Below are 23,036 nucleotides of genomic sequence, written 5' to 3' on the forward strand. Positions count from 1 at the left end.
CGTGCAGTCGTTCTTCGAAAGGCGACCACTGCTACAGCGCTCATGAACGGGGGTGCTGACCTTCTCTCAGACCCTGCAATCCGCCAATCTAGCTGTCGCGTCACCTCTATGTACTTGACATTTGATACCCAGGGGCTAGCGAACCGGTTCCGCAGGCATTGGGCAGACTGGTTCACCTTTCTGTCCCAGCCTGAGGTCAACCCAGACAACAATGACGCTGAACGGGGGCTACGCCCCGTGGTAATTCATCGCAAAGTCACGGGTGGTGCTCGCAGCGATTGGGGCGCTCATCTCGTGGCCATGATGTTCAGTTTTCTCGAATCCATGCGCCGTCAGGGTAAAAACGCCGTCGACCACCTCTTTGAACTCATCGCTTCATCAGGGTGCTCGCCCCCAGCTCTTTTACCGGGTTAATCCTGCGTCTCTGGAGGCTTTCTCATTACGCCTCTCTTGTTGCTGTGACTAGTTACGCTTTGCCAAACCCCTGAGAGAACCTTTATCTGGTTAGTTTCTAAAGCGCTCAAAGTCCAACTTCCACGACCGCTTCTCTGCCGTTTAACCTGATGACACTCTGTTCTACCATCTCGAGAAACGAAAAACTCGAAAGCATCTTCTCCAGGCTGCTCTAGTCTTATGGAATCTGCTTTCTCTTCCATGACATCAATCATGTTGAAAACAGTCCATCGACCTTCATATCGGTTGCCGAGTTTATCGGCTTCTCCTCCAGGTAAGGGCATGATCTTTGACTTGATGAGGTGGAAGTGAGTTAAGAACAGATATATTATCAGTGGATCTTAGCTCACTACCTAATGATTCAGTCGAGAGGCGTTCACCGTTTAGTAGTCAAATCATGCTGATAAGTAGCTAGGCGCAATTAAACATAAAACGTTCCAGTAGGTAATCTCCAGCTTGACTGCGCGTCTCCATACCCTCAATGACGGTTATGGCCAGGTCATATTCGTTATCAAACATCTGGCCAGATATCTCGTGACATTTTAGCTGCCGCCATTGAGTTTCAATCGGATTCATCTCTGAGCAGTAGGGCGGTAAAAAGAAGATGAACAGACCCTGCTCCTGCCACCGAGGCCACTGCTGCCGAACCAAGCAACTGGTGTGAAGTGAGCCGTTATCCTGCACAATCACGGTAATGCGTCCCGTCTGAGCCAAGGTCTGTGAGGCCTTCTGAGCCACCCAATCCATGACCTGGATATAGCTCTGCCCCTTAAAGCCGCCTTGAGAGAGGGCATACTCGAACCCTTCTCCGGGTTGCCATAATCCCAAGATACTAATCCGACGGCCATGGCGAGTCGGCGTTTGCTCCATGCTCTTCTGCTCGCCAATGGGACTATAGCTGTAGCTGACCAGACTCCAGAGGCAAAACCCAGCTTCATCGAGGTATTTGATATCGACTAGACCCTCCTCAGCCGCCAGCACCAGAGTCTCTAGGTCGGCCTGCTTGAGGGCTTTTTTGAGCGGGTCTTGCTTCCGTTTATGGCTGTGTCGGGTCCGTTTCCACCGATATCTTTTTTTTGAGCAATCGTCGCAGTCGGTCGCTGCTCAAGTCCACTAAACGCTCTTGCTTGAGCTTTTGAGCTAATTGTGCGCTGTTGTAGGTGCGCGACTCGTCATCCAAACACGCCGTCAAATAGGCTAGATCTGACGGCTGCCACTTGGGTTTCGCACCGCGCCCAGGGGCTTCCCATAACCCGCCCAAGCCATCGTTCTCCCAGCGGCGTAACGTTGCTCTGACGGTCTGCTGTTGACACTGAAAGATCTCAGCGATAGCCGGGACGTTTAGACCTTGGGCATTCAAGCGCAGCATGTGTGCCCGGTCTCGGGTCCGATGAGGAACCGTCTGAGCTTGCCGCAGTTCGCTTAACGTGCGATCTTCTTCCTCGGTCAAACTGATGCGCAATGGGGCGGGCATAAGGGGGCTTTCTGGCTACCCTCTTATCTTACGTTTAATTCAAACCCCCTACTTACTCGTCAAGTCTCTGATGCTGACGTTAATAGCAAATTCAGAGCACGACGAACATAGGCGTTCCAGGGCTCTGAAGCAGGAGGAAAGATCAGCGCATACAGCATGATGCCGCTCATGGTGTCGAACACCAGCCCCGGATCTAAATCTGCGGTCATCTCCTGTCGAGCTTTTGCCCGCTCAATGACAACGGCAAAGGCTTCTCGGCGAGGCTGGAGATACTTGTCCCAGTAAATCTGAGCAAAATTTGAATTGCTGGCCGCACTGCTGATAATCATCGCCACGGTTTGTCGTCCCAGCGGGGTCAGCGAAATCTGGGCGGCGTTTTCGATCAGCGCCTCCATATCCGCCCAGAGACTGCCGTTATCGGGAATCACCACCTCTTCTCGCAGGCTTTCGATCGCATCGGCCACCAGTTCTTCTTTGCCGCTGTAGCGACGGTAGATGGTGGTTTTGCCGACCCCGGCGCGGGAGGCGATCGCCTCAATACTCATCGCCTCAAAACCCACTTCTGCCAACAGTTCCAGCGCCGCCTTCAACATCTTTTGGTGAGCAGCGGCACTGCGGGGTCGTCCTGGGGATTTTTTTTGGGCATCAGTCATAGCAGGTATTATAATTTACGAAACAGTATCGTATCGAAATATCTATGAGCCAGAGTCCTCTCTATATCGATAAGGGCAGCACCCAAACCCTGCGAGAAGGGTTGGCGGAATACTATGCCCTTAATCCCCACATTACTGACCCAGCCTCGCAACCGCCGGACTTTGCCCAGATCCTGCGCGCCCACGATGTTGGCCATGTGATCTACGGCTGCGACACGGGCATGCACGACGAGCTAAAAATTCTGCCGCTGTTCTGGTGGACGAGTGAGTGCACGTTTCAAACCTATCTGGAGATGAAAAATTCCCCGGCTGTGGATTTGATGTACGCCGACATGATTAAAGATAAGGGAACGCTCTGGTTGTACAGCTCCATTTTGAGGGTGCTGCCGGGGGTAATTTTGGAGCTGATTCCGATTTGGCTCAAGACCCGCGATCGCTCGAAACTGCTTCCATTTCTGGAGTTTGAGCCCTTGCTCGATCGCCTGCTGCTGGAGATTCGCCAAGAATTTGATTTGCTACCGTTGATGAAATAATTCATGCGGCAACCAGCCCATAAGTCAGACGTCTCCACTCATTCTACGAACCGTCGCAGTTACGCGCGTTAGGACAGCCTAGCAGGTACTTCAAGAGGGGTTCATCCCAACTGGCGGCTCAACTCCCGGCAAATTAGGAATTTCTGTTCTCAGAATTTCTAGAAAGCTCTGTAGCCGACGGGGTTGGTACGACTTTGACAGGGACGCCACATGAATCGGCAATTTTGGTGCGCGCCACTGGGGCAACAGGTCGATGAGTCGTCCATGATTTAAGTCCTCTTCGATGAACCAGCGCGGCAATACGGCAATACCCAAACCTGCTAGCACCGCTCGGTGCAGGGCGAAGATGTTATTCGTCACCAGCCGTACTGAGGGTGACACCACGATCGTCTTACCTGATGACTTAGATAGAGGAATACGCCCACCTTCGAAGGGTTCAAGGGCCACACAAGGCCATATCTCTAGATCACCAGGTGACTTAGGTTGATGATAGACCTCTAGCAATTCAGGTGCCGCCACCATTAGACGCTCCACTTGCCCCAACGGTTCTATGGTGAGTGACTCATCGGGGACGGAGCCGATCTTAATCCAGCAGTCACAGCCGACTTCAGCAAAGCGGATATTGCGGTCTTCCAGCTGCCAGGACAAGGATAGGAGGGGATGTTGTTTTTGAAACTGAAAGGCAGTATCCGCTAGGTAAAGCTGCCCTAAAGCTATGGGAGCGACGACTTTGAGCTTGCCGCGTAGCGCGTCTTCTGTCTCTAAATGCTTCTCCTCCAAAGCCTCCCAGCTGTCGAGCAGGCGTCGAGCATCCGCCAGCAGTTCGGCTCCAACGGGTGTGAGTGACAAATCATGGGTAGTGCGTTGCATCAGTTGAGCGTTGAATCGCGACTCCAATTCGGCTAGCTGACGACTGACGGACGGCTGAGACAAGCCCAAGTCTCGCGCTGCCGCACTGATGCTGCCAGCATCCGCAATCCGCACGAACGTTTGCAGTAGGGTTAGGCGATCTAAAGACTTGCTCATACGTGAAGAGAATAACAGATATTTTTGCCACTCGTCTACCAAATATCTGGCGATGCTGCAATAGTGGATTCAGACGCAGCTAAGGAGTTAAAGATGAGCCAGAAAAAAGCACTTGTTGTTGGTGCCTCAGGCGGCATTGGCCAGAATCTAATTCAGTATTTGTCTGAATTGGGTGAGTGGGAAATTGTAGGTCTTTCTAGACGCAAACCCAGCTTCAAAAGTAATGCTCATTTCATCTCGGTAGATTTGCTCAACCAGGATGATGCGCAGGCCAAGCTGGGAGAACTGACTGACATCACCCATATCTTCTACACCGCTTTCTATGGAGGGCCAACGTTCTCAGGCCCGGTGGCAGAAAATCTAGCCATGCTGACCAATGTAATAGAAACGGTGGAGCCGATCGCGCCTCTACTGGAGCGCGTCGTACTGATTCAAGGCGGCAAGGTGTATGGCAGGCAGTTGGGACCATTCAAGACCCCTGCGAAAGAATCAGACCCGCGTCACATGCCGCCAAACTTTTACTTTGACCAGGAAGACTTTTTGACGGCTAGAAGCGCTGACAAAAATTGGAGTTGGACTGCTTTGCGAGCAGAAGCCTTCTGTAGCGAGATTGTCGGTATTCCAAGCTTGCCGTTACTGATCGCAGTGTATGCGACTATCTCCAAAGAACTTGGACTACCGCTACGTTTTCCGGGTATGCAAGCGGCCTATGATACCCTTGTTCAGGTAACGGATGCTGGCCTGCTAGCAGAGGCGATGACGTGGGCGGCAACCTCCCCTGGAGCGGCGGATGAAGCGTTTAACCTGACCAACGGCGATGCGTTTCGCTGGTCAAACCTCTGGCCGCAGTTCGCCAAATTCTTTGACATGGAGTACGCCCCGCCTCAAGACATTTCGTTAGTCGAGGTGATGGCCGACAAAGAGCCTCTGTGGAAACGCATCGTCGAAAGATATGGGCTCGAAGCTCATTCACTGCAAGAGCTAGCAATCTGGCCGTTGGGTGATTTTCTCTTTCACTGCAACTGGGATGTGCTGCTGAGTGCGACTAAAGTTCAGCAAGCTGGATTTCACCAGGTTGTAGACAGCGAAACGATGTTCATGCCGCTGTTTCAGAGATTCCGCGATCGCCACATCATTCCCTAACTGAGAACCCAAGTGGAAAATCATCGACTTGCATAATGCTCTGGCTAAACCGCCGTTTTTATTGCTGGCTTTACTCACAGCAGGCCAGGAGCTATCTCAAAGTACAAACTCAACACTTATGGAGAAAACCAAATCATGAATGCTTCATTACAAACTGCACCCCAGAAGACATTTCAACTCGGCGGTGAACTTGAAGTCAATCGTCTCGGCTATGGGGCCATGCGGCTGACCGGGCAACCCGGCAATTTTGGTCCTTATCCGCAGTGGCAGCAGGGAGTCGAACTACTACAACGAGCGGTCGAACTCGGGGTGAATTTGTTTGATTCAGCCAGAGCCTACGGTCCCCAATGGGCTGACAAACTCGTCGGCGAAGCGCTGTTTCCCCATGCCGATCAGGTGGTGATTGCGACTAAAGGCGGCATTGACAAGGCTGCTCCCGATCGCATTGTGGTTGACGGTTCCCCCGCTACCCTGACCCAGCAGATCGACGAAGCCTTGACCAATCTGAAGGTTGAGCGCATTGATCTGTTCCAGCTACATCGAGTCGATCCGCAGGTTCCGATCGAGGAATCGGTTGCTGCCCTCCGAACGGCACAGGTGGCTGGCAAGATTCGCTTTATTGGCCTTTCCAATGTTGACCAGACACAGCTAGAGCGGGCACTGGCGATCGCACCCATTGCCTCAGTGCAAAACCGTTTCAACCTGGCAGAGCAGCAGCAGGATGCGCTTGTAGACTTCACCGCTGAGCGCGGTATTGCGTTCATCCCCTACGGGCCGTTAGGGGCACACCCGATGCGTCAGGGGGCAGCCTTGCCGACTCGAACAGCCCTGGCCTGGCTCCTGCGCCGCTCACCCAACATCATCGTGATTCCCGGTACAACGTCCATCGCTCATCTGGAAGAAAACATGGCAACCTGGGACGTCATCGAAGCTGAAACGGCCAACCAGCTAACGGCCTGACGCCTATCAGTCTGTTCCCTGATCGATCTCTAGATAAGGAAACCACCGTGATTAATCAACGTATTAGACCAACACTTTTGGCTTCCATGGCGCTGGCTGCCTTGGCAACAGCCTATCCTACGGCTACTTTAGCCAACAGTCCTGAACCTCAGTTCACGGCTGAGTCGATTTCCACCGATCATCAAAGGCCTGATCCACTGGCTCAGATTCGGGCGGAGCATGTCATGATTTCGACTGGCGATTATGACGGCACAATTGCCTGGTATCGTGACAAGCTTGGCTTTCAAATTCTTCAAGAATGGACGGTGCCTGAGTTCGCCGACGTACAGCTCGCCTATTTACAACTCAATGGCTTCATCATTGAGGTCGTTAGCACACCCAATGCTTTTCAAGCGGAGCAAATCCCGGCTGATTTGGTAACCGCTTTAAGCGATCGCGGCTTTGGCCATCTGGCCTTCCTTGCGGCTGATGTGGATGCTGTCGCAGCAGAACTAGTTGCCCGAGGCGTGCCACTGGTTGTGCCGCCTACGAGCTTTCCAGACGCTGGGCGCAGGTTAATTTTCATTCAGGACAACAACGGCAACTACATTGAGTTTCTGACACCGCTATCTGCCTATGAAAACCATGGCACTGTGCAGTAGCTGTCTTGACTGGAGCCTCAAGGACATCCATCACCTATCCAATAGGCTTATAGGGTCCATTTCAGAGCCGATCCTGTAGTTTTGCCACCATTTCCGTCCGGGCCGTCACCTCTAGCTTGCGGAACATTCGCTTCAACGCCTGCTTAACTGAGTTTTGCGTAATCCACAGCTCCGCGCCGATTTCAGCATTGGTCAGGCCTTGAGCTACCAGACTGGCGATTTGTCGCTCTCGGGGGGTGAGCCGTTTCGTGAGTGAATCGGATAGGAAGGAGGGCGATCGCCGCAGCTCCGCCAAACAGGCCGACACGTGGCTGCACACCGCTCCCAAATTCGCTAAATCCATTGGGCCAAACGCCGGAGTTTCACCGACACGGGCGAAGTGAATTGTCCCGACGAGCTGCCCCCGCCCCACAAGTGGCCCGGTCATGATGTGCTCATGGTCATATTCCGAACAGCACCATTGATAGAGAGCGGTGTGCTTCCACTGGCCCTGCGGCACTACTAATTCTTCGTGAGCTGGGGCGTGGTTTGCCATCACGTAGCACATGACTGGATCGACTGCTCTGCCCAGCTTCTCGTACCTTTCCACAAAGGCATCCGAAACACCTACGACGTCGAATCCGGCCAGGTTCTGGTGTTCATCCAGCAGGTAAATGCCCCAGCGCTGCACACCAAACGGTTCGCTGAGACCATCCATTAAGCGATGGCGCAGGGCCTGCTCAGTGGAGGCAGTGGCGATGCTGTGAAACAACGAATGCAGAGAGTTCACCATAGAATTGCCGAAAGAGTACCCAGTTGAGGACTATCCAGGGCTAGAAGCACTACCTACAATCGTTCCACGCTCAACAATTTCAGACAACGACAAAAAATGGACAAGATTCAGATTGGCTTTCTCATTTATCCCAGCGTGATTCAACTGGATGTGATGGGGGCCTATCAGGTGCTGGCCTTTCCACACAATACCGACGTCCATCTGATTGGGAAGACCCTGACCCCTATTGTCAGCAACGAAGGGGTGACCCTAACCCCCACCGTCACTCTGGAGACTTGCCCGCCCCTGGATGTGATCTGCGTGCCCGGCGGTGGCATGGATCAGGTGGAGGCAATGAAAGACTCGGAAATTTTGAATTTTCTCAAACAGCAGAGTGCCACCGCCCAGTATGTCACCAGCGTTTGCACGGGCTCGATGATTCTGGCCGCGGCGGGGCTATTGCAAGGTTACAAAGCTACCTGTCACTGGGCTTTTCGCGATCAGCTTGCTGCCCTTGGCGTAGAAGTTGTGCCGCAGCGGGTGGTGATTGACCGAAACCGCATCACTGGCGCTGGCGTCACCTCCGGCATCGATTTTGGGCTTGCACTTTTGAGTTTGCTCTGCGGTGAGCAAATTGCCAAAATGGCTCAGCTGATGATGGAATATACTCCTGAGCCACCGTTTGACGCAGGCACCCCTGAAACCGCAGGCGAGGAGGTTATGGAAGCGTTGCTCCAGGTAGGTAAGCCTTTGGTGGATGCCTTTTGGGCGCAAACCCAGGCCACAGCAGCCCAGCTAAAGGTGTAATCAATGACTAACCAGGACATTGTGCTTCAGTTCTACCAGGCCTTCGACGATCGCCAGATTGAGCAGGCCGTAGACCTGTTAGCCCCTAACTTTGTTGGCCACTTGGCGGGAATGCCTGCGCCGCTGGATAAGGCGCGGTTCCAGCAGTTTGGTCTGTCGTTTTACATGGCCTTCAGTCAAGGGAAACACTGCTTTGATCAGGTAATTGTGGCTGATGACAACGTGGTGACCTGCGGCACGTTTACCGCTATCCACAGTGGAAACTTTCAGGGGCTTCCACCCACAGGCAAGCCCATCAGCCTGGCCATTATGCATATCGATCGGGTTGAGAATGGTCAAATTGTGGAGCACTGGGGCCAGGGGGATGCCCTGGGGCTGATGCAGCAGTTGGGGATTGTCTTTCTGCCGGGGCCGAAGTTGTTGCTCCCGGTTCTGAAGAATACTGCCGCTAAGCTGTTCAAAACATCTCCCCAGAGTTAGCGTAGAATTCTTTCGAGTAGTGCCGATGGGGTTGCCACGGTTTGCTGCGGAGATTGTTTCAGACGTGGGACGGATAGGACATGGCTCTGTTTGATCCCAATCGACACTATCCTCTCGTCCCAATGGCATGGGATGCCGACGAGGCGCGCCGGGCCATTGCTGTGATCGCATCCGAAACCATCTCCCAACTCCAAAGCAGCCCGCTACTGGCCGGACACCCCCTGGACGATCAGTCATTCGGCAGCGATCTGTACTTTGGCAAAGCCGGGGTGCTCTGGGCGATCGATTATTTGCAAACTGTGGGGGCGATCGACACCACCTTTGATGCCGCCGCTCACCTGAATGCCACTCTGGAACAAAACCGCCAGCGCTACCCTAAATTCAGCCCCTATCCCGAGCAGTCGTCGTACCTGTTCGGCGAACTGCCGCTGCTGTTGTTGCAGTACAAGCTGACTCCTTCCGAAGAGACCGCTGATCAGCTCTTTCAGGCGATTCACAAAAATGACACTCAGCCCATTCGAGAGCTGATGTGGGGCATTGCGGGTTCTATGCTGGCGGCCTATTTCATGCACCAGTGGACCCAGGAACCGCGGTGGCAAGATGTTTTCCAAGCCCAGGCCGACCAACTGTTGCAGGAGTGGCAACCCGTTGAGGGTGCGGGCTACCTGTGGACGATTGACCTGTACGGCAGTCAGCAGCAGTGGTTGGGGCCGGTGCATGGGTTTGCCAGCAACCTGACGCCGCTGCTGGTTGGGCAATCTTTACTGAGCGAGAATGCGTTTCAAGACATCGCGACCAAAGCGATGACCACGCTGGTGCAGACAGCCCAAACGGAGGATGGCATGGCCAACTGGCCAGCGGTTTACGACCCTGAAACGCTGGGCCAAAAGCCGATGCTGGTGCAGTACTGCCACGGCGCACCGGGTATGGTGACAGCGCTGGCCATTCTTCCCTTGGGAGTGAACGGCCAGTTCGATCGCATGCTGGAGCAGGGGGGCGAACTCACCTGGCAGGCAGGGCCGCTGCGAAAGGGCTCGAACCTGTGCCACGGCACGGGCGGCAATGGCTATGCCTTTCTGAAGCTGTTTGTGCGCACGGGCGATGAGATGTGGCTCGATCGCGCCAGAGTCTTTGCTATGGAGGCGATCGAGCAGTACCGGCTCTCGCAACAGCTCTACCGACAGCTGCGCTACCCGCTGTGGACAGGGGATTTGGGGCTGGCCGTTTACCTCTGGGACTGCCTCCAGGCCCAGGCAAAATTTCCCACTATCGATGTGTTTTGAGCCTGTTGTGACCGGCGACCAGGGAAAAGCAAACCTGGCAGATTAATGGAATGTCTGCTAAGCGTCGGCTTTAATACCTGCCAGCACTAGGGCGATCGCAGATTCAGTAAACCGCTCGATCGCCTCCGGCGTAAACCACTCAAATTCAGGCCGCACGTTTCGCATATTGGGCTGAGCATTGAAGTAAAACGTGCAAATCCCCATCGTGTGGTTCACCACCAGCCAGGGATCGACCGGACGAAACCTGCCATCTTCAATGCCCCGCTCCACGAGCGCTACCACCCGATTGATGGGGTTATCCCACCCGGTCAGGTGAAAGTACTTCCCCTGGTTCTCCATCGCCTCGTGCAGCAATATTCGACCGTAGTAGGGATGGCTCATTTCGTGGGCGATCGCTACTCGAATCACGGTCTTCAGCGCCTCTTCCGGGGGCAGGTGCTCCAGGTCTAGGTCTGCAAAGGCGTTGGCAAAATCGGCGGCGGGTCGTTCTAGCACCGCCTTGTACAGCTCGTCTTTACTGCCAAAGTAGTAGTAGATCATGGCCTTGGTGACGCCGGTGCGGGCCGCGATCGCATCCGTTTTGGCCCCTGCAAACCCGAAGCGGGCGAACTCCTCTTCTGCCGCCGCCAAAATTTCCGCTTTGGTCGCCTCGGCATCTCGGGTCTGCCGAACTGAAGATTGCCCCTTTGTCGCCAATGTCGCTTCATCCCGCCAATCTACCCACTCAGGATACCGCCCAGCCCAGCCCAGCGACCACCGCAAAAGAAAAAGGAGAAAGGCGCTAAAGCCGGTAAATCAGCAGGACCTGTAGCGTGGGTTAGGCCCTCCTTTGGCCTAGCCGAAGTCAAACCCATTGGGCCAGGGCCGTACCCCACAGGCGAGCGTTTTGCATCAGAAAGCGATCGGCATCGGAAGAGTTCACAAGCCTTATTTCGAGGCAATTCCGGATTCTGAACATAGCAATATAGTCAACTAACGAGTTAGTTAATTGTTGACACGGCGAAGTCCTCACGCTAAATTAACTAACAAGTTAGTTAGTGACGCTTCTGGCGTTACACCTGGCTCACCTGTTTCAGCCAACTTCCGCTTCTCAATGTCAGGCGTTGTGAGTAGTAGAAAACTGCTTCTGAACGCCTGAAGAATCGACGTTTGGCTAAAACAGACAAATTTTGCTGTTTTTTACGATTATCCCTATGACAACTCTCTTGCAGCGGCGCAACAGCGCCAGTCTGTGGGAGCAGTTTTGCAGCTGGGTCGTCAGCACCGAAAACCGCCTCTACGTGGGCTGGTTCGGCGTGCTGATGATTCCCACCCTGCTGACTGCAACCACCTGTTTTGTCCTTGCCTTCATTGCCGCCCCGCCGGTGGATATCGACGGCATTCGCGAGCCTGTGGCAGGCTCCTTGATGTACGGCAACAACATCATTTCGGGGGCGGTGGTGCCTTCCTCTAACGCCATTGGCCTGCACTTTTACCCAGTTTGGGAAGCGGCTTCGCTGGATGAATGGCTCTACAACGGCGGCCCCTACCAGCTCGTTATCTTTCACTTTTTGCTGGGGGTGTTTGCCTACATGGGCCGCGAGTGGGAACTCAGCTACCGCCTGGGCATGCGCCCCTGGATCTGTGTGGCCTACTCTGCCCCGGTGGCGGCGGCGACGGCGGTGTTTCTGGTCTATCCCCTGGGTCAGGGCTCGTTTTCGGACGGCATGCCCCTGGGCATTTCCGGCACCTTCAATTTCATGCTGGTGTTTCAGGCCGAGCACAACATTCTGATGCACCCGTTCCATATGCTGGGGGTGGCCGGAGTGTTTGGCGGAGCGCTGTTCTCCGCCATGCATGGCTCGCTGGTGACCTCCAGTTTGGTGCGGGAGACCACCGAAATCGAGTCCCAAAACTACGGCTACAAATTCGGTCAGGAAGAAGAAACCTACAACATCATCGCCGCCCACGGCTACTTTGGCCGGTTGGTGGGACGTACCAATGAGGTCATCCTCGGCGTCAACGCCAACAGCCGCAGCCTGCACTTTTTGCTGGCGGCCTGGCCAGTAATCGGCATCTGGTTTACCGCACTGGGCATCAGCACGATGGCGTTTAACCTGAATGGGTTTAACTTCAACCAGTCGGTGCTAGATTCTCAAGGGCGAGTGATTGCCACCTGGGCCGATGTGATCAACCGGGCCAACCTGGGCATGGAGGTAATGCACGAGCGCAACGCCCACAACTTCCCGCTGGATCTGGCTTTTGGTGAGGCAACCCCTGTGGCACTGAGCCAGGTGGATGTGATTCGCTAGTCCGAATCTGGTTTTTATAGAATGATTGCTGTGCGCCTGCGATCGCGGGCGCACGCTTCAATCAAAGGGGAATTCATTCAGCCCTATGACAAGCCCTAACTCATCAGATATCATTCTCATTGGTCCGATTGGTACAGGAAAGTCTACGGTTGGCTCACGGCTGGCGGCCCGGCTGAATCTTCCTCAATGCTCAATGGATGAGTATCGATGGAGCTATTATCAAGAGATTGGCTATGACGAAGAATTAGCTAATCACAAGCGGCAAACGGAAGGTTTCTGGGGAATCTATCAGTACTGGAAACCTTTTGAAGCGTACGCAGTTAAGAGATTGCTGTCGGAACACAAAAACTGTGTAGTTGATTTTGGGGCGGGGCATTCTGTTTATGAGGATGATGCCCTATTTCAAGACATTCAACAGGTTCTAGCGCCTTATTCAAACATTATCCTTTTATTGCCTTCGCCAGACTTAGATGAATCAATACAAATTTTGAATGAGCGAAATCAGTATGTATCTGACGGCAGCCTGAATATTAACGAGCATTTTGTGAGACATTCTTCAAACTATAGGCTCGCGAAGTTTACGGTGTACACAAAAGCAAAAGCACCTGAAGAAACTTGCAGGGAGATTTTGGAACTGGTGGGCGTCGCATAGCCATTATTTACTGCCACAGGCGTTGTTAGCCTAGAAATTTCGGTGGCGATCGCAGGCACAGGTTTCAGTAGATACAAGGAACCGAAAATAGTTAACATGCTAAGGATTAGCGCGTTAGCCAACTCCTCCCCGAATGCCCGAGCCTTCTGCCAATGCTGATTTTCTTGCCCAGTGGCGATTTGCCCTGGCCCCGTATAACCTGGGCTACAAAGTCAAACTCACTTCTCAGCTCATGTATCGGGCATTCCAGGAACGGCTGGAACCCCACGGGCTAACCCCCTTTCACTACCTGGTGCTGTGCTGCCTGTGGGAAGAGGATGGCCTCTCCACCTCGGGCATTGCCGACAAGCTCAAGCAACTGGGCGCAACCCTCACGGGCGTTGTCGATCGCATGGAAAGCCGCCACCTGGTCTACCGCGAGCGGGATCCCAGCGATCGCCGCATTGTCCGCATCTGGCTCACCGAGGAAGGCAGGCAGCTGATGCAGGTGCTGCCGCCGCTGGGGGCGGAGGTGATCGAGCAAGCCACGGCAAATCTCTCAAAGCCAGACCAGGAAACCCTTTTGCGGCTGTTAGACCAGGTAGTTCAAAACCTGTTGTGATGGTTTTCTGGGGTAGGGATTGCGATCGCGGCAAATACTTAATATATTGACTATTAATATATTGAATAAATTCAGGGCGACCCCTGAACGCTTCCCAGGCTCAGGGATCTGCGACTCACAACAGCGATACTTCAAGGAGACTAGCGATGCCCAAGCTCAGCATTCGGCAGAAAAACTGGCTGCTATCGGCCCATATTGGCTTTGCCGCCCTGTGGACGGGCACAGTTTTGAGCATGTTTCTGCTGTCGCTGCGGAATACCAACGCGGCAGGCCCAGGGGCACTCTATGCCCTCAACTCGGCTATCAACCTGCTGGATGACTACATCGTGATTCCATCGGCGATCGGCTCAGTGCTGACGGCGACATTTCTGTGCTGGACCACCAACTACGGCTTCACCAAGTTCTACTGGGTGATCACCAAATGGATTTTGACCACCGGACTGATTATTTTTGGCACATTCTGGCTGTTTCCCTGGGGCAACACCGCCGAAGCCATCTCTGCCCAGGACGGCTTGGCCGCATTCCAGAACCCCCTCTACACCTTCGATGCCAGGGGTGTGCTCATTGGCGGCGGCATTCAGGCATTTCTGCTGCTGGTGATCATTGGTATCTCGGTACTCAAGCCCTGGGGCAGACGCCCTACTCAGGCTAAAATGAACGCCAGCACCGATGGCTAACAGAAAATCCCGATTCAAAAAAAATTGGCGTCGCTGAATTGAGGTATGAATTTGGGTAGGGGCATAGGCGCAGCCAAACCGAAGGCTCTATGGCATTTGCCTTTGCGAGAGGCGTTATTTTTTTGATTTATCCCTGTTTCTAACCATCCCAAACGATCATGCAGGATAGAGCACACTACTTGCTGGGTTTGGTCAAACGCAGTGTCAAACCATACGTGGCCAATCCGAAAACTAGAGCGGTAATGGTGACTGGCTCGCTGGCAGAAGGTCTATGCGATGAGTATTCCGACTGCGACGTAATGTTCTACTACGACAAATTGCCCACTGAGGCAGAACTGGCGCGATCGCGTCAGCACAATCGAGGCGCAGAATTAGTTGAAATTTTGGGCAACCCTACCGAAGGAGCCGTTGGCGAAACCCTCTGCATCGACGGGGTAGAATGCCAGTTTGCCCATGCAACCATTGCCCAGTGAGAGCGAGAAATCGCCAGCATTCTGGAAGCATTCGACATCACCTCCCCCATCATGAAAGGCATGAGCGGCACCTTAAACGGCATTCCGCTCTATGGCGAACCGCTGATTCAGCAGTGGAAAGCGCGCATCGCTGACTACCCCAATGGCCTGGCGCAGAAAATGGTGGAGCATTACTTAGGGCTTGCTGAAAAAGTCAGCATTTGAGGAAGCGATGTAGCGAAGCCGTTAGATGCGGGTGAGGGCTAAGCGGCTTTGAGCGAACCTAGCGGTTGCCAATCGGATCGCGCTGAGTTGCGAGGCCCTTTTAGCCCGACAACGGTAGCCAAAATGAGGACAAAAAAGAGCGTCATGGCCTGGAGGCAGCGCTCCAGGTTCATCACCAGAAAGGTGATGGCGATAGCGGTTTCAGCACTACGAGCCACCTTGGCCATGACCCGGCCGAGGGAGAACCGCCGCTTGCCCTGGCCAAACTTACCTTCAACGGCATTGCAAATCTTGGCATCGGCTTGGGCTTGCCGGTCAACCTCAGCCTTAGCCCCGGCCTTAGGCCGCCCCAAGGGTGGCCCACTGAGTCGAATGCCACGTTCTTTGCACCAAGCTCGGTTCGTCCGGGTGCGATAGATTTGGTCGGCATGAACCGATTCAGGGTAATACCCGTGGCGAGCCTTGTACTGCTCCACCTGGTGGGGCAAGTCAGCGGCTTCGTGATAGGCCTCCCAATCGAGCCGGTCGAGGGAGCAGTAGCCTAACACACAGCTAATCGAGATCTTGGCTCCAAATTCGACGGGGGTACCGGCTTTGCCTCGAACAATTGGTCGCACGTGGGGCTGAGCCAAACTGACAATGCGGTGCTCAATACTCCGTTGCCGGTGCTGATAGAGATGCCCCTGTTGCCGGTAGACCTCCTGAATCACCAGCAGACGTCGGTACCAAAACCGCGATAAGACACTCAAGGGTGCCCCAGCCTCGACGAGTCGTCGGATATGGCCCAGGTTGCGGCGTAGATAGCGTAGCTGTTGACCAATAGCCTTACGGATTTGTTGTCGAGTGGCGCGGCGTTGTTTAGCCACCTTGAGATAGGCCCGACGCGCCTGCTGACGGTAGGTGCGGGGTTTGCGCATCCCCGGTTGCGCTATCGCGTTATGGAGATAGTCGAGAATGCGTTCACTGCTGGCTCTAGCCACATTGAGCAGATGCAGGTCAGTGGGATAGTGAATATCAGCCGGTGTCACACTGGCATCGATAATCAGTTGGCCCTGATTGGGCGGCATGGGTGGCTCATCCTCATCCTCTGACTCGGTTGAAGATGACGGCTCGGCGTCTGATGACGCCTCAACCGGGGTCTGCAAGTCACGGCTTTCGGCGGCCATCTCGCCATTCTCGACCGCAGGCGTCGCCCGCTCAGCCGCCAATGCGTCCTCGACGAGTCGGGCATTCACTTGATTGACCAACTCCAGACTCAATCGCTGCCGAAAGTGGCTCAGCATTGAGGCCTCAAATGGGGCCTGGTCGCTGTACTCATGAAATCCCAGAAAGTATTGCAAATACGGGTTCTCTCGGATCTGCTCCACCGTCTCGGCGTCAGTCGTCCCCAGCCGTTCTTTGATAATCAGTGCACCCAAGGCCAGGCGAAACGATTTGGCGGGGGCACCTTGGCTCTCGCTGAACTGCTCGGCATAACTCGTTTCAAAGGCCTCCCAGGGGACAAGTTCTGCCAGTTTCACCCAGCGATTCTTACCGGAGAGTTTGCCCCCAAACGGCAAATAGAAGTCCTCGAAACTTAGTTGACCTGGGCTAGGACGGCGGTACATCGGCAATCAGGTGCAAGGGTTTTGGCCCTATCGGGCGATTTTCCTTGCACCTTATCACCTCGAATCCACTCTGAACACCCCAACCTACAAGCCTCTTAGCTTTTTTCAGCAAGCCCTACTTAACCTTCATCCCAGTGTGGGGCATGCAGGAAAAGCTGGCGAGACGGGATACCACCCTCTGGTATCACCAGATTTTGGTGGAATCAGCTCAGAACATTCTGGGGGTCTTGTCAGGCCTGAACCGCCTGTATTTCTCAGCCTTTCAGTTTAAGCGGATGGGGCGCTTTGTTGAGCAGATGGCGATCGCCCCCGCAGACCTTTCGGCTCGCCTCGAAGGCTTGTTTCTCCAAGAACCTCCGGTTGCAGCCCGTGAGCTTGAAGATCTGGTGCGAGAAACGACAGAATTAGTGGACATTCACATGCCTCAGGTAGATACTGCATTGGCAAAGCGAAAACTTGGGTGGAGACAGCAACCATGGACACCAGCGCCCCATTGAACCCCACGAACACTGAAATCGAAGCCCACATTCGTAACCAGGAAGCGCGTCTTTATGCCGCCATGCTCGCCTCAGATGTGGCCGAGCTAGATGCGCTGGTTGCCGACGATCTGCTGTTTGTGGGGCCAACCGGGGACTTGGCCACCAAGGAGATGGATCTGGAACTGCACCGCACCGGAGGCACCCGGTTTCATGAATTCGTGCCCAAATCTTTGGACATTCGCGTTTGGAGCGACCACTTCGCCTTCGCCACCGCCAAAATTTACCTGAAAGGCGAGTTTTTAGGCGATGCCTTCGCCGGAGACTATTGCTACACAAGGGTCTGGCGCAACGGAGAAAAGGGCTGGCAAATTGCAGGCGGCAGCGTTAGCGCGATCGCCGGATGACAAGCTACATTCGTCTACAAGTGGCCTTGCCAGTGCCAGCAGATGTCAGTCCTTTAACTGGGCAACTACGGCTCAAATCCCCAGGCGGCTGCCCCAGCCCACGCCCCGGTTAATTCCATAAAGCAGGCTCGCAATTGCATTGGGCTGGGGCGCAGTGGTGATCTGGATAGTGAGTGGCTCAAGCATCATCGAGTTATACCCAGTTGGGCATTTGGCGAGCAGGCGGCAAACCCTATTCTATAGACGTGCCCTGATGGGTTTAAGGTACCTATGGCGATTCCCATTTCAACCCTGTTTATCGGCCTCAGCGGTTTGATTGCCTTTGTGCTCTCCTATCTCGTCGTTATGGAGCGCACCCGCACCCGCATCTGGCATGGGGCCTCGTCGGCAGAGGTGAGCGACCAGCCCAGCTATCTGGAGCAGCCCAACCCCTGGACCGCCTTTGTCGAACGCTATACCCAAAAGTCGGTGGCAACCAAAACGGCGGATGACGGCTTGCTACAGCGCAAGATTCGCGCCTTTGGCAATTTTGTGGAGTATGTGCCGCTGGCGCTGTTGTTCCTAGTGGCGCTAGAGGTGGTGGGAACTGCCCACTGGCTACTGTGGCTGCTGGGGATGGCGCTAACAGTAGGACGAGTTGCCCACGCCTGGGGAGTGATCGCTACCTATGGCCCTTCTATCGGTCGGGCGATCGGCTTTTTTCTCACCTGGTTTGTCTATCTTGTCGGCGCAGGAGCCTGTATTTATGCTGGTATTGCAGCACTGCTGTAGTCAGAAAGTGTGTGTTTATAACATTCTCAACTTGGATGTAGCAAAAACCTATTTAAGTTTTCGTTATAGAAGGGTTTAATTGTGGCGGGTCATTTTACCGCATGAGTTCTTTAGGAAGATAACTATTATGCATCTTGCGTAAATATCCTAGGCCTGAAGCTTCATTGGGAGCATAAATCAGCTTTTCTTGAAAGAATCTTAATCTGGCTTGGCAAGAGTCAATCACCTGCCCCCAAGTCTTAACCCATATACGTATACGTTTTTCATCATTGTCTAAAATAAGCCCTGGAGCTCGATTCGTTTGGTTTGCCTCCATCTTTACAGAAGCACTCAAGTCATCAGATAAAGCCCAAAAATCCCAACGCGTATCTGTATCCCGAAAACGGTCGTCTGCTGCAATAGCGACAGCATAATCTTTAATTTGACCAGCTTCATTATTTCCGATAGGCACACTTGGTCTTTTGAGTTCAATAATCAAGTGATGTTTTTTATTTGCATCAGGCTGGGGAATAACTCTAGATAGCATTAGATCGATAACTCCTCTTGAACCGTCGTCTCTTAATACGGGAGATTCATCGTCCAGCAATTCTTTATCGGCACCAATTATATCAATATGACGCTTCAAGACAGTAGTCAAAGTCTGATCAGATGCAGCCAGGTTGTATTCCTCTCCAAAAATCCAGGTATGATTTGCAACTATTCGATGCAACTGCTTCCTTTCCAAAGTCTTCTTCTTAAACTCCTTGTCAAAGACTAGCAGTTCAAGGCCTTTCAAAAACTCCAGTCTATCAGTGACTACTCTAGAAGCATTTATCATGGCTTCTAATGATGTTTTCCCCAGCAGTTCTGCAAACTCTTCCTGTTTTTCATAAGGTAGATTCAGAACATCATCAATGATTGATCGAATTGCGCTAGGACTAGTCTCAATCGCATTCTTTAAAAGTTTGAACTGCATTCTCTTACTTTGAGAGGAGGATTTCTCAAAATCAGGTAGGTACTCGTTTACATTTAGTGCTACAACATCGAAAATTTGTCTTTCAGCATCCTCTAAAGGTGAAGCAGGTTCCCCCTGGTATGGATAGATCTCATCTGCCTTCCAACTCTGAACGAGATCAACTGCTTGTTGAGAAGTCTTAATGCGAAAGTGTTCCCGCATTTTTTCTTTAGCAGCATCTAAAATCTTTTTTAAGTTGAGATGTATGTCTTCAACATGCAACATCCCTTCTTGCTCAAGCTGTCTTATATAATCTGACTTTAAATATGCAGTGAACGAGAAGCCTGGAGCTTGTATTCCTGCTGCAGTTTCATGTAGCGTGAAGCCATCTTTGTCGCAAAGATAGAGGGTTTTTTTGGTATTTTTGGACCATTCGATTATGGTTAAGTCGAATATCAAGTCAATGTTGTCTTCGATCTTAATTTCCAGTTGATAATCGCTTACTTCTTCTTCGATGTCGGCGGGATTAATGTTAGACCCGGCTACGCAGATCTTGGTATCTGTATATTGGCGAAGATACAAAGCAAATTCTTCAGTTATCTTCTGAATATTGTTGTCAGTTTCCAATATAAAAGGCTTATTAATATCAGATATATGAATTGTTGTTCCTGTACTTGCTTCAGTCTCCTGCTCACCGCTAATCTCGAATCTTTTTAGATTTTCCTTGCTACCTTCAATGCTAAATCTCTTGTTAAGCTGATTATCTTTGTAGACCGTGTCCCACTTGACGTAGCCACCCAATCGGAAGGCACGGAACCTACCTTTACCCTCCCGGCCATGATAGATTCGTCCACCTGGGGTTCGATGCTTATGGCGCTTTCTTGAACCACCTAAATTCTTGAACGCCTCGTTAGCATCACTAAATGAGAGGCCATGACCATTATCTATTATCCTTATTTGCTCAAGTACACCTAGTTCGTTCTCCCTAGTTTGAACTCTGACATCAACTGCATCTGCGTCTAAACTGTTCCAAATTAATTCAATTAGAGCTGCAACTGGTGAACAAGATGTCAGTTTTTGTAAGTGATCTTCTCTAACTTGGACTTCTACTATACTCATGGCGTGGCCAAAACCCCTGTACTAGCTTTAATAATGGTAGACATAAAGCCCTTAAAGGTGTGGTCTGATTCGTATATTTTTATGTAATCCCTATTTAGCTAAGGCTGTATGTTTGGCCAGTAAAATTTCTAGCTAGGATGAATAAGTTTGAGCCTTCTGATTTAGGACTTTTAGTATAGAGATGAGTTTTATCCTGTGTGTGTCCGGAGCGATAGCGTCCCTAGACTTGCCTGGGATAGTGTGCAGCACCATACATACTGGTAAAAAAAACGAGCATATCATATCAATTCCGTTGCGATAGGCTGAATTGAGATGCTCAAGTTGGATCTAAGAAACTAGTGTCTACTGGTCAAGCTCGTTATCAAGTATTTCATCGCATATGACCGATTGCCCTAATCAACGCCTCCAACATCACGTTGTAGCTCTCATCAACCGATCGCCCCAGCGTCATCAATCCCTTTTGCTCGATCGCGATGAATCCGTAAATTGCAGCGTTGAACATCCGCATTACGTCGATGAGCTGCGTTTCGGTTAGGTCATAGGCGCTCAGCGCTCGCTGCAAAAAGCCCAGCAAATCTCGAATTACGGCTCCCGCTTTCGGATCGCTGGGAATTAGCTGCACCTGCATCATCACCTGGTAGCGGGCGGGGTGGGCTTTAGCAAAGTCGCGGGTGAAGTGGCCGAGCTGTTTGAGCAGGTCGGTGGTGATGGCGCGATCGCCCATCACCCGATCGCAGTCCACTAGGTACTGCCGCCAGAGTTCGATGGCTGTCTCCTGCTGCAGGGCGGCCCCACTCTCCAGGTGCTTGTAGATCGCTGGCGGCTTGATGCCCAGCGATCGCGCTACCCGACTCACCCCCAGGGCATCGGCTCCTTCCTGGTCGATACAGCGGATGGCGGCGGCGATCACATCCTGCCGGGATAGTGACTTTTCCTTTGGCGGACGACCCATGGCAGGATATTTAGTTAACAGCTTTAACTAAAAGTGAATATAATTAACTTTAGCAAGGGATAGCGCTGTCGCTGAAGGGACATGAACCCATGAGTGATTTGGTATTTCGCCCCGCCCATGAACTGGCAAAGCTGATTCGCGATCGCGAAATCTCCGCCGTTGAAGTGCTCAACGCCTACCTTACACAGATTGCTCGACACAACCCCAAGCTGAACGCCATCTGCACCCTGGACGAAGACAATGCCCTCACCTGTGCCCAACAAGCCGACGAAGCCCTGGCCAGTGGCGAAAGCTGGGGGCCGCTGCACGGCGTTCCCGTCACCATCAAAGACATCTTTGAAACCGCAGGGCTCCGTACCACTGCAGGCTACGTTCCCTTGAAGGATTACGTGCCGCAGGCCGATGCGACCGCTGTGGCGCGACTACGGAATGCTGGAGCCGTCATCCTGGGCAAAACCAACATGGCGGAACTGGCAGGCGACTATCAGAGCACCAATTCACTGTTCCCCCGCGTCAACAATCCCTGGAATCTGGACTACACCCCTGGCGGCAGTTCCGGTGGCAGTGCAGCTGCCGTCGCCGCTGGCCTCTCTCCTCTAGATCTCGGCAACGACATCGCCGGGTCCGTGCGGCAGCCCGCCCACTTTTGCGGCGTGTACGGGCTGAAGCCTACGGAGCGTCGCATTTCCACAGCTGGCACCATTCCCGAGGTGCCGGGCATGCCCCACTGTCTGAGGCATATGATGACGGTGGGCTGTTTTGCGCGATCGCTCGATGACATTCGGCTGTGCTTTTCACTGATCGCTGGAGCCGACCATCACCGCCCTGAGGTTCCTCCGGTGCCGTTGGATGTGCCTTCAGGGAAAGAGTTGCAGCAGCTCAAAATCGCCTGGATCGATCAGTGGCCAGAAGTCCTGGTTAACGAGGAAATTCGCAGTCGGATGCACGCCGTGGCGCAGAACCTGGAGAACGCCGGGGCTCAGATCGAATCCTGGATGCCCCAAGACTTTGACCTCTCCCGGATTCTTAACTTGTATGGAAAACTAGCGGCCTATATCAACCTTTATGCACAGCCCGTCGATCGCTACAACATTCGCCGTAGCTTTACGCAAATCTGGCGCACAGCAACCCAGGGCGATCGCACGCTCCGCCGATTAGGCGACTTCAGCCGCCTGCTGCCCGAGTTGCTGAATCCCAGCTTGAAAGGGTATTTTGAAACGCTGACCGAGCGCGATCGCTTCACCGCCCAGCTCGATGCCGCCCTAGAACCGTGGGATGTCTGGCTGACTCCGGTGGCAGCAACGGCCGCCTTTACCCATCGCCCCGCCTGGAGCGCCGTTGAAGTTGACGGTACCCCTTATCCCCATGCCGTAGCAAATGGGGCCTACGCCATGCCCTTCAATCTGAGTGGACATCCTGCCGTGGTGATTCCCGTTGGTCAAACTCAAGCGGGCTTGCCCATTGGATTGCAGATTGTGGGGAAACGATGGCGCGAGATGGAGTTGTTGGCGATCGCTCAGCAGCTTGACCGTATTGTTGGTGAATTTCGGCTCCCGCCCAGCTATTAAAGCGTCGGGCACATCCAACACTCTGGGTTCTCGCTCTTCGGTTTGGGTATAGGTTGTTATGTGAGCAGGCCGCTGATGCTGATGATGTGGTCGCCATTGC

Annotated in this window: 24 protein-coding genes and 2 pseudogenes; 18 read left to right on the forward strand and 8 right to left on the reverse strand. The window is 53.1% G+C overall.

The window, feature by feature from the left end; genetic code table 11:
- Positions 1–123: 123 nt before the first annotated feature.
- A pseudogene (locus IQ273_RS03685) lies at positions 124–414 on the forward strand (transposase); the annotation flags it as partial.
- Between the two features lie 450 nt (positions 415–864).
- Here IQ273_RS03685 and IQ273_RS03690 read toward each other — a convergent pair.
- Both IQ273_RS03690 and IQ273_RS03695 read right to left on the reverse strand, forming a co-directional pair.
- A pseudogene (locus tag IQ273_RS03690) lies at positions 865–1,927 on the reverse strand (IS630 family transposase).
- Positions 1,928–1,986: 59 nt separating this feature from the next.
- Complete coding sequence (locus IQ273_RS03695) at positions 1,987–2,580, reverse strand: TetR/AcrR family transcriptional regulator (protein ID WP_194021825.1); 594 nt, start codon at positions 2,578–2,580, stop codon at positions 1,987–1,989.
- Between the two features lie 44 nt (positions 2,581–2,624).
- On the opposite strand from IQ273_RS03695, the gene IQ273_RS03700 reads away from it, so the two are divergent.
- Entirely contained in the window at positions 2,625–3,113 is a 489-nt protein-coding gene (locus tag IQ273_RS03700; protein ID WP_194021826.1) for a hypothetical protein, read from the forward strand.
- A 90-nt stretch (positions 3,114–3,203) separates the two neighbouring features.
- Here the strand turns inward: IQ273_RS03700 and IQ273_RS03705 are convergent, their stop codons facing one another.
- Entirely contained in the window at positions 3,204–4,139 is a 936-nt protein-coding gene (locus IQ273_RS03705; protein ID WP_194021827.1) for a LysR family transcriptional regulator, read from the reverse strand.
- 93 nt (positions 4,140–4,232) lie between these two features.
- Here IQ273_RS03705 and IQ273_RS03710 point away from each other — a divergent pair, with 93 nt between their 5' ends.
- The 3 genes from IQ273_RS03710 to IQ273_RS03720 all read left to right on the forward strand — a co-directional run bounded on the left by IQ273_RS03710 (position 4,233) and on the right by IQ273_RS03720 (position 6,883).
- Entirely contained in the window at positions 4,233–5,282 is a 1,050-nt protein-coding gene (locus IQ273_RS03710) for an SDR family oxidoreductase (protein WP_194021828.1), read from the forward strand.
- Between the two features lie 135 nt (positions 5,283–5,417).
- Positions 5,418–6,242, forward strand: a complete 825-nt coding sequence (locus IQ273_RS03715; RefSeq protein ID WP_194021829.1) for an aldo/keto reductase — start codon at positions 5,418–5,420, stop codon at positions 6,240–6,242.
- Positions 6,243–6,328: 86 nt separating this feature from the next.
- Positions 6,329–6,883 (forward strand): VOC family protein, encoded by a 555-nt coding sequence (locus IQ273_RS03720; RefSeq protein WP_228052287.1) that lies wholly within the window; start codon positions 6,329–6,331, stop codon positions 6,881–6,883.
- A gap of 61 nt (positions 6,884–6,944) precedes the next feature.
- Here IQ273_RS03720 and IQ273_RS03725 read toward each other — a convergent pair whose 3' ends face one another.
- Positions 6,945–7,655, reverse strand: coding sequence for a LuxR C-terminal-related transcriptional regulator (locus IQ273_RS03725; protein ID WP_194021831.1), 711 nt, complete (start codon positions 7,653–7,655; stop codon positions 6,945–6,947).
- Between the two features lie 96 nt (positions 7,656–7,751).
- On the opposite strand from IQ273_RS03725, the gene IQ273_RS03730 reads away from it, so the two are divergent.
- The 3 genes from IQ273_RS03730 (at position 7,752) to IQ273_RS03740 (ending at position 10,204) form a co-directional block, all read left to right on the forward strand.
- Positions 7,752–8,441, forward strand: a complete 690-nt coding sequence (locus tag IQ273_RS03730) for a DJ-1/PfpI family protein (RefSeq protein ID WP_194021832.1) — start codon at positions 7,752–7,754, stop codon at positions 8,439–8,441.
- Between the two features lie 3 nt (positions 8,442–8,444).
- Positions 8,445–8,921 carry an ester cyclase gene (locus IQ273_RS03735; protein WP_194021833.1) on the forward strand — a complete coding sequence of 159 codons (477 nt, stop codon included), beginning with the start codon at positions 8,445–8,447 and terminating at the stop codon, positions 8,919–8,921.
- An 80-nt stretch (positions 8,922–9,001) separates the two neighbouring features.
- The gene (locus tag IQ273_RS03740) at positions 9,002–10,204 is read left to right on the forward strand and encodes a LanC-like protein (RefSeq protein ID WP_228052288.1); all 1,203 of its coding nucleotides are present in this window, start codon (positions 9,002–9,004) and stop codon (positions 10,202–10,204) included.
- A 57-nt stretch (positions 10,205–10,261) separates the two neighbouring features.
- On the opposite strand, the gene IQ273_RS03745 is transcribed toward IQ273_RS03740, so the two are convergent.
- Positions 10,262–10,966, reverse strand: a complete 705-nt coding sequence (locus tag IQ273_RS03745) for a TetR/AcrR family transcriptional regulator (protein ID WP_228052289.1) — start codon at positions 10,964–10,966, stop codon at positions 10,262–10,264.
- Positions 10,967–11,397: 431 nt separating this feature from the next.
- Between IQ273_RS03745 and psbA the strand changes: the two genes are divergently transcribed.
- From psbA to IQ273_RS33500, 6 genes are all read left to right on the forward strand, one after another.
- On the forward strand, positions 11,398–12,495 hold the full coding sequence (gene psbA / locus IQ273_RS03750) for a photosystem II q(b) protein (RefSeq protein ID WP_194021835.1): 1,098 nt from the start codon (positions 11,398–11,400) through the stop codon (positions 12,493–12,495).
- Positions 12,496–12,580: 85 nt separating this feature from the next.
- Positions 12,581–13,147, forward strand: coding sequence for a shikimate kinase (locus IQ273_RS03755; RefSeq protein WP_194021836.1), 567 nt, complete (start codon positions 12,581–12,583; stop codon positions 13,145–13,147).
- Between the two features lie 133 nt (positions 13,148–13,280).
- Complete coding sequence (locus tag IQ273_RS03760) at positions 13,281–13,748, forward strand: MarR family winged helix-turn-helix transcriptional regulator (RefSeq protein ID WP_194021837.1); 468 nt, start codon at positions 13,281–13,283, stop codon at positions 13,746–13,748.
- A 146-nt stretch (positions 13,749–13,894) separates the two neighbouring features.
- Positions 13,895–14,425 (forward strand): hypothetical protein, encoded by a 531-nt coding sequence (locus IQ273_RS03765; protein WP_194021838.1) that lies wholly within the window; start codon positions 13,895–13,897, stop codon positions 14,423–14,425.
- 242 nt (positions 14,426–14,667) lie between these two features.
- The gene (locus tag IQ273_RS33495; protein WP_228052290.1) at positions 14,668–14,898 is read left to right on the forward strand and encodes a hypothetical protein; all 231 of its coding nucleotides are present in this window, start codon (positions 14,668–14,670) and stop codon (positions 14,896–14,898) included.
- 51 nt (positions 14,899–14,949) lie between these two features.
- Positions 14,950–15,102, forward strand: coding sequence for a hypothetical protein (locus IQ273_RS33500; RefSeq protein ID WP_228052291.1), 153 nt, complete (start codon positions 14,950–14,952; stop codon positions 15,100–15,102).
- Between the two features lie 38 nt (positions 15,103–15,140).
- Here IQ273_RS33500 and IQ273_RS03775 read toward each other — a convergent pair whose 3' ends face one another.
- Entirely contained in the window at positions 15,141–16,709 is a 1,569-nt protein-coding gene (locus IQ273_RS03775) for an IS5 family transposase (RefSeq protein WP_228052292.1), read from the reverse strand.
- A 143-nt stretch (positions 16,710–16,852) separates the two neighbouring features.
- On the opposite strand from IQ273_RS03775, the gene IQ273_RS03780 reads away from it, so the two are divergent.
- The 3 genes from IQ273_RS03780 (at position 16,853) to IQ273_RS03790 (ending at position 18,363) form a co-directional block, all read left to right on the forward strand.
- The gene (locus IQ273_RS03780) at positions 16,853–17,206 is read left to right on the forward strand and encodes a hypothetical protein (protein ID WP_228052293.1); all 354 of its coding nucleotides are present in this window, start codon (positions 16,853–16,855) and stop codon (positions 17,204–17,206) included.
- Positions 17,185–17,592 (forward strand): nuclear transport factor 2 family protein, encoded by a 408-nt coding sequence (locus IQ273_RS03785; protein WP_194021840.1) that lies wholly within the window; start codon positions 17,185–17,187, stop codon positions 17,590–17,592. Before IQ273_RS03780 ends, IQ273_RS03785 begins: the two co-directional genes overlap by 22 nt.
- Before the next feature lie 270 nt (positions 17,593–17,862).
- Positions 17,863–18,363 carry an MAPEG family protein gene (locus IQ273_RS03790; RefSeq protein WP_194021841.1) on the forward strand — a complete coding sequence of 167 codons (501 nt, stop codon included), beginning with the start codon at positions 17,863–17,865 and terminating at the stop codon, positions 18,361–18,363.
- 94 nt (positions 18,364–18,457) lie between these two features.
- Here IQ273_RS03790 and IQ273_RS03795 read toward each other — a convergent pair whose 3' ends face one another.
- The gene (locus IQ273_RS03795; RefSeq protein WP_194021842.1) at positions 18,458–20,416 is read right to left on the reverse strand and encodes an ATP-binding protein; all 1,959 of its coding nucleotides are present in this window, start codon (positions 20,414–20,416) and stop codon (positions 18,458–18,460) included.
- Between the two features lie 370 nt (positions 20,417–20,786).
- The gene (locus IQ273_RS03800; RefSeq protein WP_194021843.1) at positions 20,787–21,368 is read right to left on the reverse strand and encodes a TetR/AcrR family transcriptional regulator; all 582 of its coding nucleotides are present in this window, start codon (positions 21,366–21,368) and stop codon (positions 20,787–20,789) included.
- 89 nt (positions 21,369–21,457) lie between these two features.
- On the opposite strand from IQ273_RS03800, the gene IQ273_RS03805 reads away from it, so the two are divergent.
- Entirely contained in the window at positions 21,458–22,936 is a 1,479-nt protein-coding gene (locus IQ273_RS03805) for an amidase (RefSeq protein ID WP_194021844.1), read from the forward strand.
- The last annotated feature ends 100 nt before the right edge of the window (positions 22,937–23,036 follow it).

The sequence above is a fragment of the Nodosilinea sp. LEGE 07298 genome (assembly GCF_015207265.1).
Lineage (GTDB): Bacteria > Cyanobacteriota > Cyanobacteriia > Phormidesmidales > Phormidesmidaceae > Nodosilinea.

What these genes read in the sequence shown, in the direction of transcription:
- IQ273_RS03775 (WP_228052292.1), bottom strand. Translation starts at nt 16,709, where the DNA reads ATGTACCGCCGTCCTAGCCCAGGTCAACTAAGTTTCGAGGACTTCTAT.
- IQ273_RS03725 (WP_194021831.1), bottom strand. Translation starts at nt 7,655, where the DNA reads ATGGTGAACTCTCTGCATTCGTTGTTTCACAGCATCGCCACTGCCTCC.
- IQ273_RS03695 (WP_194021825.1), bottom strand. Translation starts at nt 2,580, where the DNA reads ATGACTGATGCCCAAAAAAAATCCCCAGGACGACCCCGCAGTGCCGCT.
- IQ273_RS03760 (WP_194021837.1), top strand. Translation starts at nt 13,281, where the DNA reads ATGCCCGAGCCTTCTGCCAATGCTGATTTTCTTGCCCAGTGGCGATTT.
- IQ273_RS03705 (WP_194021827.1), bottom strand. Translation starts at nt 4,139, where the DNA reads ATGAGCAAGTCTTTAGATCGCCTAACCCTACTGCAAACGTTCGTGCGG.
- IQ273_RS03785 (WP_194021840.1), top strand. Translation starts at nt 17,185, where the DNA reads ATGGACACCAGCGCCCCATTGAACCCCACGAACACTGAAATCGAAGCC.
- IQ273_RS03805 (WP_194021844.1), top strand. Translation starts at nt 21,458, where the DNA reads ATGAGTGATTTGGTATTTCGCCCCGCCCATGAACTGGCAAAGCTGATT.
- IQ273_RS03800 (WP_194021843.1), bottom strand. Translation starts at nt 21,368, where the DNA reads ATGGGTCGTCCGCCAAAGGAAAAGTCACTATCCCGGCAGGATGTGATC.
- IQ273_RS03730 (WP_194021832.1), top strand. Translation starts at nt 7,752, where the DNA reads ATGGACAAGATTCAGATTGGCTTTCTCATTTATCCCAGCGTGATTCAA.
- IQ273_RS03710 (WP_194021828.1), top strand. Translation starts at nt 4,233, where the DNA reads ATGAGCCAGAAAAAAGCACTTGTTGTTGGTGCCTCAGGCGGCATTGGC.
- IQ273_RS33495 (WP_228052290.1), top strand. Translation starts at nt 14,668, where the DNA reads ATGGTGACTGGCTCGCTGGCAGAAGGTCTATGCGATGAGTATTCCGAC.
- IQ273_RS03735 (WP_194021833.1), top strand. Translation starts at nt 8,445, where the DNA reads ATGACTAACCAGGACATTGTGCTTCAGTTCTACCAGGCCTTCGACGAT.
- IQ273_RS33500 (WP_228052291.1), top strand. Translation starts at nt 14,950, where the DNA reads ATGAAAGGCATGAGCGGCACCTTAAACGGCATTCCGCTCTATGGCGAA.
- IQ273_RS03720 (WP_228052287.1), top strand. Translation starts at nt 6,329, where the DNA reads ATGGCGCTGGCTGCCTTGGCAACAGCCTATCCTACGGCTACTTTAGCC.
- IQ273_RS03780 (WP_228052293.1), top strand. Translation starts at nt 16,853, where the DNA reads ATGCAGGAAAAGCTGGCGAGACGGGATACCACCCTCTGGTATCACCAG.
- IQ273_RS03700 (WP_194021826.1), top strand. Translation starts at nt 2,625, where the DNA reads ATGAGCCAGAGTCCTCTCTATATCGATAAGGGCAGCACCCAAACCCTG.
- IQ273_RS03715 (WP_194021829.1), top strand. Translation starts at nt 5,418, where the DNA reads ATGAATGCTTCATTACAAACTGCACCCCAGAAGACATTTCAACTCGGC.
- IQ273_RS03740 (WP_228052288.1), top strand. Translation starts at nt 9,002, where the DNA reads ATGGCTCTGTTTGATCCCAATCGACACTATCCTCTCGTCCCAATGGCA.
- IQ273_RS03755 (WP_194021836.1), top strand. Translation starts at nt 12,581, where the DNA reads ATGACAAGCCCTAACTCATCAGATATCATTCTCATTGGTCCGATTGGT.
- psbA (WP_194021835.1), top strand. Translation starts at nt 11,398, where the DNA reads ATGACAACTCTCTTGCAGCGGCGCAACAGCGCCAGTCTGTGGGAGCAG.
- IQ273_RS03765 (WP_194021838.1), top strand. Translation starts at nt 13,895, where the DNA reads ATGCCCAAGCTCAGCATTCGGCAGAAAAACTGGCTGCTATCGGCCCAT.
- IQ273_RS03795 (WP_194021842.1), bottom strand. Translation starts at nt 20,416, where the DNA reads ATGAGTATAGTAGAAGTCCAAGTTAGAGAAGATCACTTACAAAAACTG.
- IQ273_RS03790 (WP_194021841.1), top strand. Translation starts at nt 17,863, where the DNA reads ATGGCGATTCCCATTTCAACCCTGTTTATCGGCCTCAGCGGTTTGATT.